11 protein-coding genes and 3 pseudogenes are annotated in these 14100 nt (G+C 74.5%); 9 read left to right on the top strand and 5 right to left on the bottom strand.

The genetic code is table 11. The features are described from left to right. Nucleotides 1–17 precede the first annotated feature (17 nt). Nucleotides 18–1286, bottom strand: a pseudogene (locus BJF88_RS08215) (APC family permease). Nucleotides 1287–1361: 75 nt separating this feature from the next. On the opposite strand from BJF88_RS08215, the gene BJF88_RS08220 reads away from it, so the two are divergent. Then, nucleotides 1362–2492 carry a YihY/virulence factor BrkB family protein gene (locus BJF88_RS08220; protein WP_075828457.1) on the top strand — a complete coding sequence of 377 codons (1131 nt, stop codon included), beginning with the start codon at nt 1362–1364 and terminating at the stop codon, nt 2490–2492. 516 nt (nt 2493–3008) lie between these two features. Here BJF88_RS08220 and BJF88_RS08225 read toward each other — a convergent pair. After that, nucleotides 3009–3185 (bottom strand): hypothetical protein, encoded by a 177-nt coding sequence (locus BJF88_RS08225; protein WP_158068908.1) that lies wholly within the window; start codon nt 3183–3185, stop codon nt 3009–3011. A gap of 179 nt (nt 3186–3364) precedes the next feature. Here BJF88_RS08225 and BJF88_RS08230 point away from each other — a divergent pair, with 179 nt between their 5' ends. Then, complete coding sequence (locus tag BJF88_RS08230; RefSeq protein WP_075828459.1) at nt 3365–4966, top strand: hypothetical protein; 1602 nt, start codon at nt 3365–3367, stop codon at nt 4964–4966. 60 nt (nt 4967–5026) lie between these two features. Here the strand turns inward: BJF88_RS08230 and BJF88_RS21790 are convergent, their stop codons facing one another. Together BJF88_RS21790 and BJF88_RS23320 are read right to left on the bottom strand one after the other, a co-directional pair. Continuing rightward, complete coding sequence (locus BJF88_RS21790) at nt 5027–5305, bottom strand: formate/nitrite transporter family protein (protein ID WP_255371889.1); 279 nt, start codon at nt 5303–5305, stop codon at nt 5027–5029. A gap of 170 nt (nt 5306–5475) precedes the next feature. After that, nucleotides 5476–6123 (bottom strand): annotated as a pseudogene (locus BJF88_RS23320) (formate/nitrite transporter family protein); the annotation flags it as partial. Between BJF88_RS23320 and BJF88_RS22720 the strand changes: the two are divergent. The 6 genes and pseudogenes from BJF88_RS22720 (at nt 6034) to BJF88_RS08270 (ending at nt 11919) form a co-directional block, all read left to right on the top strand. Further along, a complete protein-coding gene (locus BJF88_RS22720; protein WP_075828460.1) occupies nt 6034–6960 on the top strand; it encodes a cold-shock protein in 927 nt (308 codons plus the stop codon). The pseudogene BJF88_RS23320 and the gene BJF88_RS22720 sit on opposite strands and share 90 nt — an antisense overlap. Nucleotides 6961–7157: 197 nt before the next feature. Continuing rightward, on the top strand, nt 7158–9041 hold the full coding sequence (dnaK, locus tag BJF88_RS08245) for a molecular chaperone DnaK (protein WP_075828461.1): 1884 nt from the start codon (nt 7158–7160) through the stop codon (nt 9039–9041). Then, the gene (gene grpE, locus BJF88_RS08250; protein WP_075828462.1) at nt 9038–9709 is read left to right on the top strand and encodes a nucleotide exchange factor GrpE; all 672 of its coding nucleotides are present in this window, start codon (nt 9038–9040) and stop codon (nt 9707–9709) included. Before dnaK ends, grpE begins: the two co-directional genes overlap by 4 nt. Before the next feature lie 185 nt (nt 9710–9894). Next, nucleotides 9895–10902, top strand: a complete 1008-nt coding sequence (locus BJF88_RS08260; protein ID WP_075828464.1) for a DnaJ C-terminal domain-containing protein — start codon at nt 9895–9897, stop codon at nt 10900–10902. 105 nt (nt 10903–11007) lie between these two features. Then, a pseudogene (locus BJF88_RS08265) lies at nt 11008–11411 on the top strand (heat shock protein transcriptional repressor HspR). 199 nt (nt 11412–11610) lie between these two features. Further along, the gene (locus BJF88_RS08270; RefSeq protein WP_075828466.1) at nt 11611–11919 is read left to right on the top strand and encodes a DUF1540 domain-containing protein; all 309 of its coding nucleotides are present in this window, start codon (nt 11611–11613) and stop codon (nt 11917–11919) included. Between the two features lie 69 nt (nt 11920–11988). On the opposite strand, the gene BJF88_RS08275 is transcribed toward BJF88_RS08270, so the two are convergent. Next, nucleotides 11989–12741 (bottom strand): hypothetical protein, encoded by a 753-nt coding sequence (locus BJF88_RS08275; protein WP_255371887.1) that lies wholly within the window; start codon nt 12739–12741, stop codon nt 11989–11991. A gap of 246 nt (nt 12742–12987) precedes the next feature. Here BJF88_RS08275 and BJF88_RS08280 point away from each other — a divergent pair. Then, a partial coding sequence (locus BJF88_RS08280; RefSeq protein WP_158068909.1) for a sigma-70 family RNA polymerase sigma factor occupies nt 12988–14100 on the top strand: 1113 nt, incomplete at its 3' end.

Consider the following 14100-nt stretch of genomic DNA (forward strand, 5'->3'; position numbering starts at 1 on the left):
GCGCCCGCACCGCGAGCTCAGCCCGCGGCGCGGTGCACGCGCCACCACCGCAGCACGACGCCGACGGCGAGCACCGCCGCCCCGGCGACCACGGCGGGCACCGGAAGGGTCGCGACGAGCACGACGCAGCCCGCCGCGCCGAGCACCTGGCCCCAGCGCGGGTACCGGCGGTCCGCGCCGCTCTGTCGCAGCGCCGCGAGGTTCGCGAGAGGTAGTACACGAGCACGCCGAACGACGAGAACCCGATCGCGCCGCGCAGGTCGAGGGTGAGCACGAGCACGACGACGACCGCTCCGACGGCGAGCTCGGCACGGTGCGGCACGGAGAAGCGCGGGTGCACGGCGGCGAGCCACCGCGGCAGGTCGCCGGTCCTCGCCATGGCGAGCGTCGTCCGGCTCACCCCGGCGAGGAGCGCGAGCAGCGCGCCGACGCTCGCGGCCGTGGCGCCCACCGCGACCACCGGCCGGGCCCACGTCCACGAACCGGCGGCGACGGCGTCGGCCAGTGGAGACGTCGAGGCCGCCAGGCGGTCGGGGCCGAGCACCGCGAGCAACGTGACGCCGACGACGGCGTACACGACCACGACGACACCCAGCGCGAGGACGATGCGCGCGGGATGGTCCGCCGCGGGTCACGGACCTCCTCGCCGAGCGTGGCGACGCGCGCGTAGCCGGCGAAGGCGAAGAACAGCAGCCCGGCGGACTGGAGGACGCCGTACCAGCCGCCGTGGGCGCCGTCGGCGTCCAGCACGCCGGACCACCGCGGCGCGTCGCCCGCGAGGGCGGCCGTGACGCCGGCGGCCAGCGCGGCGAGGACCACGACGACGATCACGCGCGCCGCCCACGCGGTGCGCGTGACGCCGCGGTACCCGATCGCCGTCAGCGCGACGACGGTGACGACCGCGACCGGACGTTCCCACCCCGCGGGGGCGACGTACGCGGCGACGACGAGCGCCATGGCCGCGCAGCTCGCCGTCTTGCCGACGACGAACCCCCATCCGGCGACGTACCCCCACCACGGGCCGAGCTGCTCGCGCCCGTACACGTAGGTGCCGCCGGACGTCGGGTGCTGGGCGGCGAGCTGGGCCGAGGACGTCGCGTTCGCCAGCGCGACGAGGGCGGCGATCGCGAGGCCGACGAGCAGGCCGGTGCCCGCGGCCGCGGAGGCCGGGGCGAACGCGGAGAAGACTCCGGCCCCGATCATCGCGCCGAGGCCGATCGCGACGCGTCGGACGTGCCGAGCCGGCGTTCCAGGCCCGGGGCGTCGGCTCCGCTCACGGGGATCATCCTGGCACCTGCGCTCCCAGTTGTGGGTGGATGGCGCCGACCTACCGTGGGAGCAGGCTCAGCACGGGAGGTGGCATGACCGACATCGACAGCTCGTCCGAGCGAGCGGGAGCACCGGCACCGGACGACCGGCGCAAGCCGGACGCGCCGACGGACCTGCACAAGCCGTCGTGGACGTACTCGCTGCGCACGACGCTGCGCCAGTTCATGCGCGACCAGTGCCTCGACCTGGCCGCCGCGCTGACGTACTTCGCCGTCCTGGCCGCGGCGCCCGCGCTGCTGGCGCTCGTGTCCGTGCTGGGGCTGGTGAGCGACGGCGAGCAGGCGGTGAACCGCGTCCTGTCCACGCTCGAGGGCGTCGTGCCCGAGCAGGTGCTGAACATCGTCACGCCGCTCGTCGAGAACGCGGCGAGCGGCGGCGGCCGGGCCGGCCTCGCTCTCGTCGCCGGTGTCCTGCTCGCCCTGTGGTCGGCGTCCGGGTACGTCGGCGCGTTCGGGCGGGCGATGAACCGGGTCTACGAGATCGACGAGGGGCGGCCGATCTGGAAGCTGCGCCCCGTGATGCTGCTCGTCACCGTCGTCACGCTCCTCCTCGCCGCACTCATCGTCGCGGCGCTCGTGCTCTCGGGGTCGCTCGCCCAGGCGGTCGGCGAGGCCGTGGGCCTGGGGTCGACCGCGGTGACGGTGTGGAGCATCGCGAAGTGGCCCGTGGTGCTGCTGCTCGTCGTCGTGCTCGTCGCGATCCTCTACCACGTGACCCCGAACGTGCGGCAGCCGAAGTTCCGGTGGCTCAGCGTCGGGGCGGTCGTCGCGATCGTCGTGTGGGTCATCGCGTCCGCGGCGTTCGGCTTCTACGTCGCGAACTTCGGCAACTACGGCGCCACGTACGGTGCCCTCGCCGGGATCATCGTCATGCTCCTGTGGCTGTGGATCACCAACCTCGCGCTGCTCTTCGGCGCGGAGCTGGACGCCGAGCTCGAGCGCAGCCGGCAGCTCCAGGGCGGGATCGCCGCCGAGGAGTCCATCCAGCTGCCGCCGAAGGACACGCGGGCGAGCGACAAGCGCGAGGCGAAGATGCGCGAGGACGTCGCCAAGGGCCGCGAGCTCCGGCTGGAGGCCCAGGCGCACGGCGAGCCGACGGAGCAGGCCACGGACGACTCGCACGGCCGACGCGGGGCGAGAAGGGCGCGCCACTCGGACGAGTAAGGGCACGTGTGGCGCCGTCACCTGCTGCGACGCGCTACAGTCACGGCCGGCACCCGCGGGGTGCCGGCCGTGACCGCTTCCGTCGGCGCGGCCTCGGCCCAGGGGGACGACGGGGACGCCGGTGGAGCACGAGCGCGGGGGCGATGGTCGGGTCTCAGCAGGACGGCGCGCGCGGGCGTCCGGGCGGCCTGGGCTGGTCGTCGCGGTCGCCGTCGGGGCGCTCGTCGTCCTCGCCCCGTCCGCGGCCGCGGACGACGGCCTGGACGAGACCTCGTACAGCACCTTCGTGCTCGAGGCCGGAGGCGCTCCCGTCTCCGTGGCGGTGAGCACCACGCTGCGCAACGAGCAGCCCGACAGCGGCGGGTACGCCTACTACTGGGACGGCTACTCGCTCCCCGTCCCCGCGGGCGTCCAGGACGTGCGAGCCACGAGCGCCGGCGCGTCGCTGCCCGTGACGCTCGAGCCGACCGAGGACCCGGCCGTGTCCGTCGCCACCGTCGCGTTCTCGCCGCTGAACTACGGGCGGTCGCGCACGATCGAGTGGACGTACGCGGTGCCGGGCGAGCCCGTGCGCTCCGCCGGCTCCACGCGCGTCGGCGACGGGTACGCGACCTTCACCGTGCTCGGTGCCGGCGACCCCGGCCAGGTGTCGGTCGACGTCGTGGTGCCCGCGTCGATGGTGTTCGACAGCACCTCGGACCTCTTCACGCCGGCCGAGCAGGGCGGCACGGTCACGTGGTCGGCGGACGAGAGCCCCGACCGTACGGGATCTGGGCCGTCGTGTCCGCGCGCGACCCCGAGGCGGTCGACGAGCGCGAGATCGAGGTGGGCGGCACGACCCTCTCCCTCCACAGCTTCCCCGGCGACCAGGAGTGGGCGACTTCGTCGAGCAGCAGGTCACAGCCGGCCTGCCGGTGCTCGAGGAGGTCGTCGGGCACCCGTGGCCGGGCGGGCTCGAGGTGATCCGCGAGGACGTGTCCCCGCAGGTCATCGGCTACGCGTGGTTCGACCCCGACGCGGACGAGATCGTCGTCCCCGAGGACCTCGACGAGGGGCTGCTGTTCCACGAGCTGACGCACGCGTGGCTCGACCCGCTCCACGTCCGCGAGCGCTGGCTGTACGAGGGGCTGACGGAGGTGGTCGCCGAGCGCGTGGTCTCGCGCACCGACGGCACGTGGGACGCGGTGCCCGTCCCGGACCGCCGGTCCGACGTCGCGGTCCCGCTCGCGGCGTGGTCGGAGCCCGCGGGCGAGCGCGCGGGCGAGGTCGACGACTACGGGTACGCGGCGTCGTACACCGCGGTGGCCGACCTCGTCGGCGACCTCGACGACGAGACGTTCACGGAGATCGTGGCCGCCGTCTACGCCGGCGAGAGCGCGTACGAGGCCGCGGGGTCCGCCGAGCGGAACGGCGGGCGGACGGACTGGCGCCGGTTCCTCGACCTCGTCGAGGTCCGGGCCGGCGTCGCGGACGCCCCGGAGGTCTTCCGCACGTGGGTGCTCGACGAGGCCGGCTCCGGCGCGCTCGAGCAGCGGGCGGAGGCCCTCGCGGCCTACCGCGCGCTAGACGAGGCCGACGCCGCGTGGAGCACGCCGTTCGGCCTGCGCTCCGCGATGACGCACTGGCGGTACCCCGCCGCCGCCGACGCCGTGGCCGCGCTCGGGACGGCACCGGCGGACGCGGCGGCGCTCCAGCGCGCCGTCGCCGAGGCCGGCCTGACCGAGCCGGCGAGCGTGCGCGAGGCCTACCAGGAGGCGGCGGACGCCGACGAGTACGCCGCGCTCGTCGACCTCCTCCCGCGGGCGGTCGACGTCGTCGGGGCCGTGGACACCGCGTCACGGACGGCCGCGGCCGAGCGCGACCCGGTGTCCGAGCTCGGCGAGCTCGTGCTGGCGGTCGACGCCTCCGCCTCGGACGCCCGGGCCCTGCTCGCCGGAGGAGGCCTCGACGCGGCCGAGGACGCGGCGGAGCGGGCGACGTCGCGCGCCGGCGTCGCGACGTGGGCAGGCGCCGGCGTCCTGCTCCTCGCCGTCGTCCTCGTGGGCGGCGCGGTCCTGGCCGCGCGTGCGCTCGGACGACGGCGCGCGCGGGTCACCTCGCACCGCGTGACGCCCTCCCGAGTTGTGGGCGGCTCACCGCCGCCTACGGTCGAGAGCGTCGGCGGCAGCGCCGACGCCCGACGAGAGGAGACCCGCGTGAGCACCACACCGCACGAGGACCGAGGCACGGGCGAGGAGCAGGACTGGGCCGACCGGTCGGACGACAGCGCGCGCGAGACGCCGGGCCAGGCCACGACCGAGCCCGACATCGGCAGCGCCGGCGCGTTCCCCGCGCTCGCCAACGACGCGCTGCCCCGGGACCCGGACGTGCCGACCGACGTCGACCCCGGCGACCCCCGCCGGTCGGCCGTCGGCGACGAGACCGACCCGGACGACGGTTCCCCGGTCGATCCCGCGCGCAGCAGCGACGACTGAGCCGCGACTCAGCCGCGACTGAGGGACGACCGAGGGGCGCCCGAGCGGCGCCCCTCGAGGTCACGTGTCCGCGTGCCGCCACTGCATGAGGCGCTCGCGGCTGCGGACGACGCGCAGCAGCGTGGTGAGCAGCAGCCCGCCGACCATGTTGCCGAGCACGACCCAGCCGAACCAGGGGAGCCACGCGCCGAGGGACGCGCCCGGCTCGCCGGCGTGCACCGCCACGAACACGACGAGCGTGTCGAGCACGGAGTGCAGCAGCCCGGTGCCGACGATGACGAAGGCGATCGCGACCGCCGCGACGATCCTGGCGACGTCGTCGTCGGTGCCGTTCTGCATGCGGGTGAGCAGCGTGATGGCCGCGCCGGCGAGCACCGCGAGGGCGAAGCCTCGAGGCCGAACGGGTGGCCGAGGAACTCGCGGCTGAGCTCTCCCGCCGTGCCGTGCAGGTCGGGCAGCGCCACGGCGACGAGCCAGGCGAGCACCCAGCCGCCGACGAGGTTGCCGAGGAGCGTGCCGCCCCACAGGCGCAGCATGTGGACCCAGCGCGCCTCCCCGGCCACGACCACCATCACGGGGACGTGGAAGCTCTCGGTGAACAGCTCGCTGTGGCCGAGGCGCAGGGCGATGAACCCGACCGAGAACGCGAGCGCGCCCAGGAGCATGCTGCCCGTCTCGTGCACCACGACGAGCAGGGCGAGCACGCCCACGCCGACCTCGATGCCCGCGACCGTCCCCGTGGCGAGCAGGTCCGCGGTGCTGCGGTAGAGCCGCGGCCTGCCCTCGAGGACGACGCGGTCGAGCGTCTCGTCCTTCTCCTCGGTGGTGGCCGGCTCGTCCTCCCGCTCGTGCGGAGGCACCTGCTCGTCGTGGTCGGGCTGCTGGGCGTCGTCGGGTCTCGCCACGTCGTCCTCCGGTCCTGCGCGACCGGTCGCCGCGACGTCCCCATGCTGCCGCAGGGCACCGGCCGCCGCCCGTCCACGCGGCACGCAGGGCGCACCCGGCCCCGGTCCCGACGGGGGACACTGGGAGGAGCAATGTCTGTCCGCCGAGACGAGGAGTTTGAGGTGCCGCAAGGAACTGTCCGATGGTTCGACGCCGACCGAGGGTTCGGCTTCATCGACCGCGGGGGCGAGGCCGAGGACCTGTTCGTGCACGCGTCCGAGATCGTCGGCGACAACGGGCCGAGAGCGCTCCGCGAGGGTCAGGCCGTCGAGTTCGAGGTCGGCGAGGGCGACCGCGGTCCGCAGGCGCGTCGCGTCCGCGTCACGGGCGACCGGGCCGCCGACGCCCCCGTGGGCGTGCTCGGCACCGTCTCCTGGTACGAGCCGACCAAGGGCTACGGCTTCGTCACGCCCGACGGCGGGAGCACCGAGGTCTTCGTGCACAGCTCGGCGATCGTCGGGGGCGGTGTGGTCTCCGAAGGGCAGCGGGTGGCCTTCCTCGTCGTCGAGGGGGAGAGAGGACCGCAGGCGGACCACCTGCTCCCGCTCGGCGCGGAGGCCGTGCAGCCCGCCTCGGACGGCGCGGACGGCACGGTGTCCTGGTACGACGACGCCAAGGGCTTCGGGTTCGTCGTCCCCGACCGGGGCGGCGAGCACGTGTTCGTCCACGCCAGTGCGCTCGGGCCGGGGGCGGCCGGGCTCGTCGAGGGCGCGCGCGTGACGTACGAGGTCGTCGAGGGCGACCGGGGGCCGAGCGCCCGCAACCTGCGGCTCGTGCGCGGCTCCGGGAGCGGGCGCGGCCGCCGGCGGTCGGACGGGCCGTCCGCGGGCGCGGCGGCGGGCCCGTGCGCGGGGGCGGAGGGCGTCGTCGCGCGCTACGACGCGGACCGTGGTTTCGGCTTCATCACGCCCGACGCCGGGGGCGACGACCTGTTCGTGCACGTGTCGGTGGTGCGCGGCTCCGAGGTCCTGGAGGAGGGCGACCGGGTCCGGTTCCGGGTGCGCCAGAGCGACCGAGGACCGCAGGCCGACGGCGTCGAGCTGCTGTGACGGAGGTCCGGGTGCCCGGGGGGGAATGAACGCCCGACGGCGAAGGTTGAGTCAAGCAGGCTCAAGTACGGCACCGCCGGCTTGCACGGAGCAGGTCGGCGTGCCTACCTTGAGCGCAGCAGACTCAACCCGGTCCGCCGGGCGGTCGGCCCCCGCGCCGCGCCGCTCGCGACCACGTACTCACGGAGGCAGCACACATGGCACGAGCAGTCGGGATCGACCTCGGCACCACGAACTCGGTGGTGGCCGTCCTCGAGGGTGGCGAGCCCACCGTCATCGCGAACGCCGAGGGGTCGCGCACGACGCCGTCGGTCGTCGCCTTCTCCAAGACCGGCGAGGTCCTCGTCGGCGAGGTCGCCAAGCGCCAGGCGGTCACGAACGTCGACCGCACCATCAGCTCGGTGAAGCGCCACATGGGCACCGACTGGGACGTGGAGATCGACGACAAGAAGTACACCGCGCAGGAGATCTCCGCGCGCATCCTCGGCAAGCTCAAGCGCGACGCCGAGGAGTACCTGGGCGAGCCCGTCACGGACGCGGTCGTCACCGTCCCGGCGTACTTCAACGACGCCGAGCGCCAGGCCACGAAGGACGCCGGGCAGATCGCCGGCCTCAACGTCACGCGCATCGTCAACGAGCCCACCGCGGCCGCGCTCGCGTACGGCCTGGAGAAGGGCAAGGAGGACGAGCTCATCCTCGTCTTCGACCTGGGTGGCGGCACGTTCGACGTGTCCCTCCTCGAGGTCGGCAAGGACGAGGACGACTTCTCGACCATCCAGGTCCGCGCGACGTCGGGCGACAACCGCCTCGGCGGCGACGACTGGGACAACCGCATCGTCGAGCACCTCATCAAGCAGGTGAAGAACAGCTCGGGCGTCGACCTGTCGAAGGACAAGATCGCGCTCCAGCGCCTGCGCGAGGCGGCCGAGCAGGCCAAGAAGGAGCTCTCGTCCGCGACGAGCACCAACGTGTCGATGCAGTACCTGTCGATGAGCGAGAACGGCCCCATCCACCTGGACGAGAAGCTCACCCGGGCCCAGTTCCAGCAGATGACCCAGGACCTCCTGGACCGCACCAAGGCGCCGTTCCACAAGGTCATCTCGGACGCGGGCGTCTCCGTCTCCGACATCGACCACGTCGTCCTCGTCGGCGGCTCGACCCGCATGCCGGCCGTGGCCGACGTCGTGCGCGAGCTCACCGGCGGCAAGGAGCCCAACAAGGGCGTCAACCCGGACGAGGTCGTGGCCGTCGGCGCCGCGCTCCAGGCCGGTGTCATCTCGGGCGACCGCAAGGACGTCCTGCTCATCGACGTCACCCCCCTGTCGCTCGGCATCGAGACCAAGGGCGGCGTGATGACCAAGCTCATCGAGCGCAACACGGCCATCCCGACCAAGCGCAGCGAGATCTTCTCGACGGCCGAGGACAACCAGCCGTCGGTGCTCATCCAGGTGTTCCAGGGCGAGCGCGAGTTCGCGCGCGACAACAAGCCGCTCGGCACGTTCGAGCTCACCGGCATCGCGCCCGCCCCGCGCGGCGTGCCGCAGATCGAGGTCACCTTCGACATCGACGCGAACGGCATCGTCCACGTCGGCGCCAAGGACCGCGGCACCGGCAAGGAGCAGAAGATGACCATCACGGGCGGCTCCGCGCTGCCCAAGGAGGACATCGACCGCATGGTCAAGGAGGCCGAGGAGCACGCGGCCGAGGACAAGAAGCGTCGCGAGGAGGCGGAGACCCGCAACCAGGCCGAGGCGTTCGTCTACTCGACCGAGAAGCTGGTCACCGACAACAAGGACAAGCTCCCGGCCGACGTCGTGACCGAGGTCGAGGCCGACATCGCGTCGGTCAAGACCGCGCTCGAGGGCGAGGACGCCGACGCCGTGAAGACCGCGCACGAGAAGCTCGTCGCGTCGTCGCAGAAGATCGGGCAGGCGCTCTACGCGTCGGCCGAGCAGGAGCAGGCGGCGGGCGACACCGGCGCGGCCACCGAGGACGCCACCGCGGCCGCGGGCGCGGGCAGCGCCCCGGACGAGGACGTCGTCGACGCCGAGATCGTCGACGACGAGGACGACAAGAAGTGACGGCCGAGGACCCGCGGGGCCCCGAGGAGCAGGCCGGGCGCGAGCCCGGTCAGGGCCCCGAGGACAAGCCCTTCCAGTTCACCGACAAGCGCAAGGTCGACCCGCAGACCTCCCGGCCGCGTGAGAGCGCGGCCGGGGAGGCCGGCGGTCCGGAGGGCGACGGCGGCGAGGCGCCGCAGTCGTCGGACCCCCTCGAGGGGCTCGACTTCGAGCCGTCGGGGGAGGCCGAGGTCGACGCGGCGGTCCTCGCGGCGCAGGCCGCGGCGGCCGAGCACCTCGACGCCCTGCAGCGTGAGCGGGCGAGCTTCACGAACTACCGCAACCGGGCGCTGCGCGACCAGGAGGCCGCGCGCGCCAAGGGCGTGGAGGACGTGCTCACCGCGCTCCTGCCCGTGCTCGACGACGTCGACCGGGCCCGCCAGCACGGCGAGCTCACCGGGCCGTTCGCCGCGATCGCGGACAAGCTGGGCGCGAGCCTCGAGCGCTTCGGCGTCGAGCGCTACGGCACGGTCGGCGAGGAGTTCGACCCGACCGTGCACGAGGCGCTCATGCACCAGACCGACGCCGGGGCGACGTCGACCACGGTCAACCTCGTCATCGAGTCGGGCTACCGGATCGGGGACCGCGTGGTGCGCGCCGCGCGCGTCTCGGTCGTCGGGCCGGAGTAGCCCGCCCTCACGTGCCCGGCGCCGGGGCCGTGCCTTCGCGTGAAGGTGCGTCCCGGCGTCGGGCACGCGACGATCGGGCACGCGACGATCGGGCACGCGACGACCGGGCACGCGACGGCACGGCGCGCAGCGGCCAGGACGAGCACGGAGGACGAGACCACGAGCACGCACAGGAGGGAGGCGTCGTGACCGGACAGGACTGGATCGAGAAGGACTTCTACGCCGCGCTCGGCGTCCCCAAGGACGCCGACGACGCCGCGATCAAGAAGGCCTACCGCAAGCTCGCGCGCCAGTACCACCCGGACCAGAACCCGGGCGACACGGCCGCGGAGACGAGGTTCAAGGAGATCGGCGAGGCGTACGCGGTGCTGTCCGACGCGAAGCAGCGCGAGCAGTACGACGCGATCCGCGCGATGGCCGGCGGCGGGGCGCGGTTCTCCGCCGGGACCGGCGGCGGGGGAGCGGCCGGTTTCGAGGACCTCTTCGGCGGCATGTTCGGCGGCGGCACGGCACCCGGCGGCGGGCGCGTGCGCTACTCGACGGGCGCCCAGGGCGGCGCGGGCTTCGAGGACATCCTCGGCTCGATGTTCGGCGGGGGCGCGGCCGGCGGCCAGCGCTTCGGCGGCGCCGGGTTCGGCGGCCCCCAGCCTGGCGCCGACGTCGCGGCCACCACGACCCTGCCGTTCCGCCAGGCCGTCGAGGGATCGACCGTGACGTTCACCGTGGACGGGCGTCCGGTCACCACCCGCATCCCGCCCGGCGTGCGCGACGGCCAGAAGATCCGGCTGCGCGGCAAGGGCCGTCCGAGCCCGAACGGCGGCCCGGCGGGTGACCTGGTGGTCACCGTGCACGTCACGCCGCACCCCGTCTTCTCGGTCGACGGCGCCAACCTGCGGGTCACCGTCCCGGTGACCTTCGCCGAGGCGGCGCTCGGCGCGACGATCGAGGTGCCGACGCTCGACGGCGCCACCGTGCGGGTCAAGGTGCCGGCGGGCACCCCGTCCGGCCGGACGCTGCGCGTCAAGGGTCGCGGCGTCCGGACGGCGAAGGCGACGGGGGACCTGCTCGTCGGCGTCCAGGTCGTCGTGCCGCAGAAGCTGTCGAAGGCGGCGCGCGAGGCCGTGGAGGCGTTCGCGGCCGAGACCGACGGCCAGGACGTCCGCGCCGACCTCGCCCGCCAGGCGGCGGAGTGAGAGGGCGGGCGTCGTGACCGCGCAGGCGGGCGGGCCCCGGAGCGACCCGACGTGCCCGAGGACGCGCCCGTCCTGGTGATCTCGCAGGCCGCCGCGCTCGCCGGGATGCACCCGCAGACGCTGCGGCAGTACGACCGGCTCGGGCTCGTCGTGCCGCGACGCGCCTCGGGCAGAGGTCGGCGCTACTCGCTGCGCGACGTCGCGAAGCTGCTCGAGGTGCAGCGCCTCAGCCACGACGAGGGCATCAACCTCGCGGGGATCCAGCGGATCCTGGCGCTCGAGTCGCAGGTCGAGCGGCTCGAACGCCGCGTCGAGGCGCTGTCCGCGCGCGCGAGCCCGGCGGCCGCGTGTTCGCCGCCGCGGCGAGCGGCGACGTCGTCGTGGTGCCGCGCGGGCGCAGCGTGCGGCGCGGCGTCGAGGAGGCGCTGCGCCAGTCGCTGGTCGAGCGGACCGAGACGCGCGCGCTCGTCATCTGGAGCCCCGGCGCCGACGACGCCGGCGCGCGCTGAGCGCACCCGGCCTGCTCCCCGCCGCCGGTCGGTACCCGCGTCGCCGGCGCCGCGCCCCATTTCGCAAGAATGACATGCCGTTAATCGCATTCTCCCGCGCATTCTGAGCCAGGCCTTCCTTGCTATTCAGATGCGTATTCCGGGAATACCGTGGACGATGAGACCACGGCCCCCCAGGCCCCGGAGAACGGAGAGATCGATGAGCAGCCTCATGGAGATGCCCCAGGTCGTCGAGTGCTCGATCGAGGGGTGCGGCTACAACCACGACCACGGGTGCCACGCCGGCGCCGTGACGATCGCCGGGCACACCGGCGACGCCGAGTGCGCCACCTTCATCCCGCTGGGCACCAAGGGCGGCCTGGAGAAGGTGCTCGCCCACGTCGGCGCGTGCCAGCGCACCGAGTGCGTCCACAACGAGGCGCTCGAGTGCTCGGCGCCCTCGATCCGCGTGGGTTCCGGCGGGTCCGGCGAGGCCACCGCGGACTGCCTCACCTTCACCCCGCGCTGACACCCCCGGACCCCGGTTCGCGCGCTCGCCCGCGCGGACCGGGGTCTCGCGCGCGCGGGGCGGTACGGGTCAGCAGCGCTGCAGCGTGCTCAACAGCTCGACGGCGGCGGCGTGGGTCCCGGGCAGCGGCTCCGTCCACAGCCGCGGCGGGCGCCGCAGGATCGCGGACACGCCGAGCGACAGGCCCGTGCGCTCGATGCGGTGACGCAGCTCGGTGCGCAGCCACTCGTCGTCGGCGTCGCGCTCGCCGAGCACGACGAAGTGCCCGTTGCCGAGCGACGCCATCGGGTGCCCCTCGCCGAACGTCTGCGTGAGCGCGCGGCCCATCGCCGCCGAGCGCGCGAAGCGCTGCCAGCCGGTGAGGTCGTCCAGGGCGACGTCGACGACGAGCAGCCCGTGCGAGCGCGGCACCGGGACGCCGGTGCGCTCCGCGCGGCCGTACGTCTCGCGCAGCCGGTGCGTCAGGTACTGCGTGGTCGGGAGCCCGGACTCGGGGTCGAGCACGTCGGGCGCGAGGGGCGTCGTCTCGTACCCCTCGGCCCAGCCGACGGCGACGGCGCGCAGCAGGTCGACGCCCGGCGCGTCGTCCTGGGCGCGGCAGAGGCAGACCACGTCGTCGATGGTCTCGCCGATGCCCACCCCGGACTCGCCGCGCGCCCGGCCCAGGCGCTCGGCGGCGGGCGTGACGTCGCGCTCGTCGCACATCGCCTCGGTGAGGGCGTCGACCGCCGGGTGGTACCAGTCGCCGGGACGCCGCCACACGCTCGCGACGCTGGTCTCGCGCCACGCGTCGCGCAGCGTCTCCGCGGCGTCTGTGGGCACGGCGTACCCAGCATGGAGGTGATCCATGTGAACGGGACGGCCGAGGCGCTCCGTCATGACGCGAGTCGGGGCGGGTGAAACGTCGACGGCTCGTGGTGCGGGGTCGAGGTGGAGGTCGAGGTGGTGGCGCTGCCGGGCGACGTCGCTCGTCTCGCCACGCACGGCCCCCTGCCGGACGCGATGGTCATGCGTCTAGTATGGGCGCGTTGTGAGCCCTGCGGGAGCAGGGCGATGTCGGGCGGTGGCATGACCGAGGCACGATCCCACGTGGGGAGCGAGGCGTTCAGCGACGCCGAGCTCATCACGGCCGTGCGCGCAGGCGACGCGAGTGCCTTCGGCGTCCTCTACGAGCGGCACGCGGCCGCCGCCCGGGCCGTCGCACGCCAGTACGTGCACTCCACGGCGGATGCGGACGACGTCGTCTCCGACGCCTTCGCGCGCACCCTCTCCGTCCTGCAGAACGGCGGCGGCCCCGACGTCACGTTCCGCGCGTACGTGTTCACGGTCGTCCGGCGCCTGTCCTACGACCTCGTCAACGGCGCGCGCCGCACGCAGCCGACCGACGACGAGCGGACCTTCGAGACCGCCTTCGGCCCGATGGCGTCGACGGAGGACCCGGCCCTCGAGGGCTTCGAGCGATCCGTGGTCACGCGGGCCTACCAGACGCTGCCCGAGCGGTGGCGTGCCGTGCTCTGGTACACCGAGGTCGAGAGTCTGACGCCTGCCGCGATCGCGCCGATGCTCGGGCTCACCGCCAACGGGGTGTCCGCGCTCGCCTACCGCGCGCGCGAGGGACTGCGCCAGGCCTACCTTCAGGAGCACCTGACGACGGCGCCCGCCAAGGAGTGCGAGGGCGTCAACTCCCTGCTCGGCTCGTACGTCCGCGGCGGGCTGGCGAAGCGTGAGACCGCGCGCGTCGAGGGCCACCTGGAGGGCTGCGGCGACTGCCGTGCGCTCGTGCTCGAGCTCGGAGACGTCTCGCACGGCATGCGCGCGGTCATCGCCCCGCTCGTCCTCGGCGTCGGGGCGCTCGGCCTCGTCGGCACCGCGCTGCCCGTCGGCGGCGGCGCGGGCGTCGGTGCCGGCGCTGCCGCGGTGGCCGCCGGCGCGGGTGGCGGGACCGGCTCCGCCGGCGGCACGGGATCGGCCGGCGGGACCGGCTCCGCCGGCGGCACGGGGTCGGCCGGCGGGGCCGGGTCGAGCGGTGGGGCCGGGTCGGCCGGTGGTGCAGCCACGACGGGCACGACGGCGACGGGCACGACGCGACCGGCACCGCGGCGACCGGGGCCACGGGGACTGCCGCGACCGGTGCTGCTGCGGGCGGCGCCGCGACGGGAGCCGCCGCGACCGGTGCTGCCG

Origin of the sequence: Cellulosimicrobium sp. CUA-896, assembly GCF_001942335.1 — a bacterium.
Classification (GTDB): Bacteria; Actinomycetota; Actinomycetes; order Actinomycetales; family Cellulomonadaceae; genus Cellulosimicrobium.

Coding starts and splice junctions, on each gene's coding strand:
- BJF88_RS08220 (WP_075828457.1), top strand. CDS start 1,362: ATGACCGACATCGACAGCTCGTCCGAGCGAGCGGGAGCACCGGCACCG.
- BJF88_RS21790 (WP_255371889.1), bottom strand. CDS start 5,305: ATGCAGAACGGCACCGACGACGACGTCGCCAGGATCGTCGCGGCGGTC.
- dnaK (WP_075828461.1), top strand. CDS start 7,158: ATGGCACGAGCAGTCGGGATCGACCTCGGCACCACGAACTCGGTGGTG.
- BJF88_RS08270 (WP_075828466.1), top strand. CDS start 11,611: ATGAGCAGCCTCATGGAGATGCCCCAGGTCGTCGAGTGCTCGATCGAG.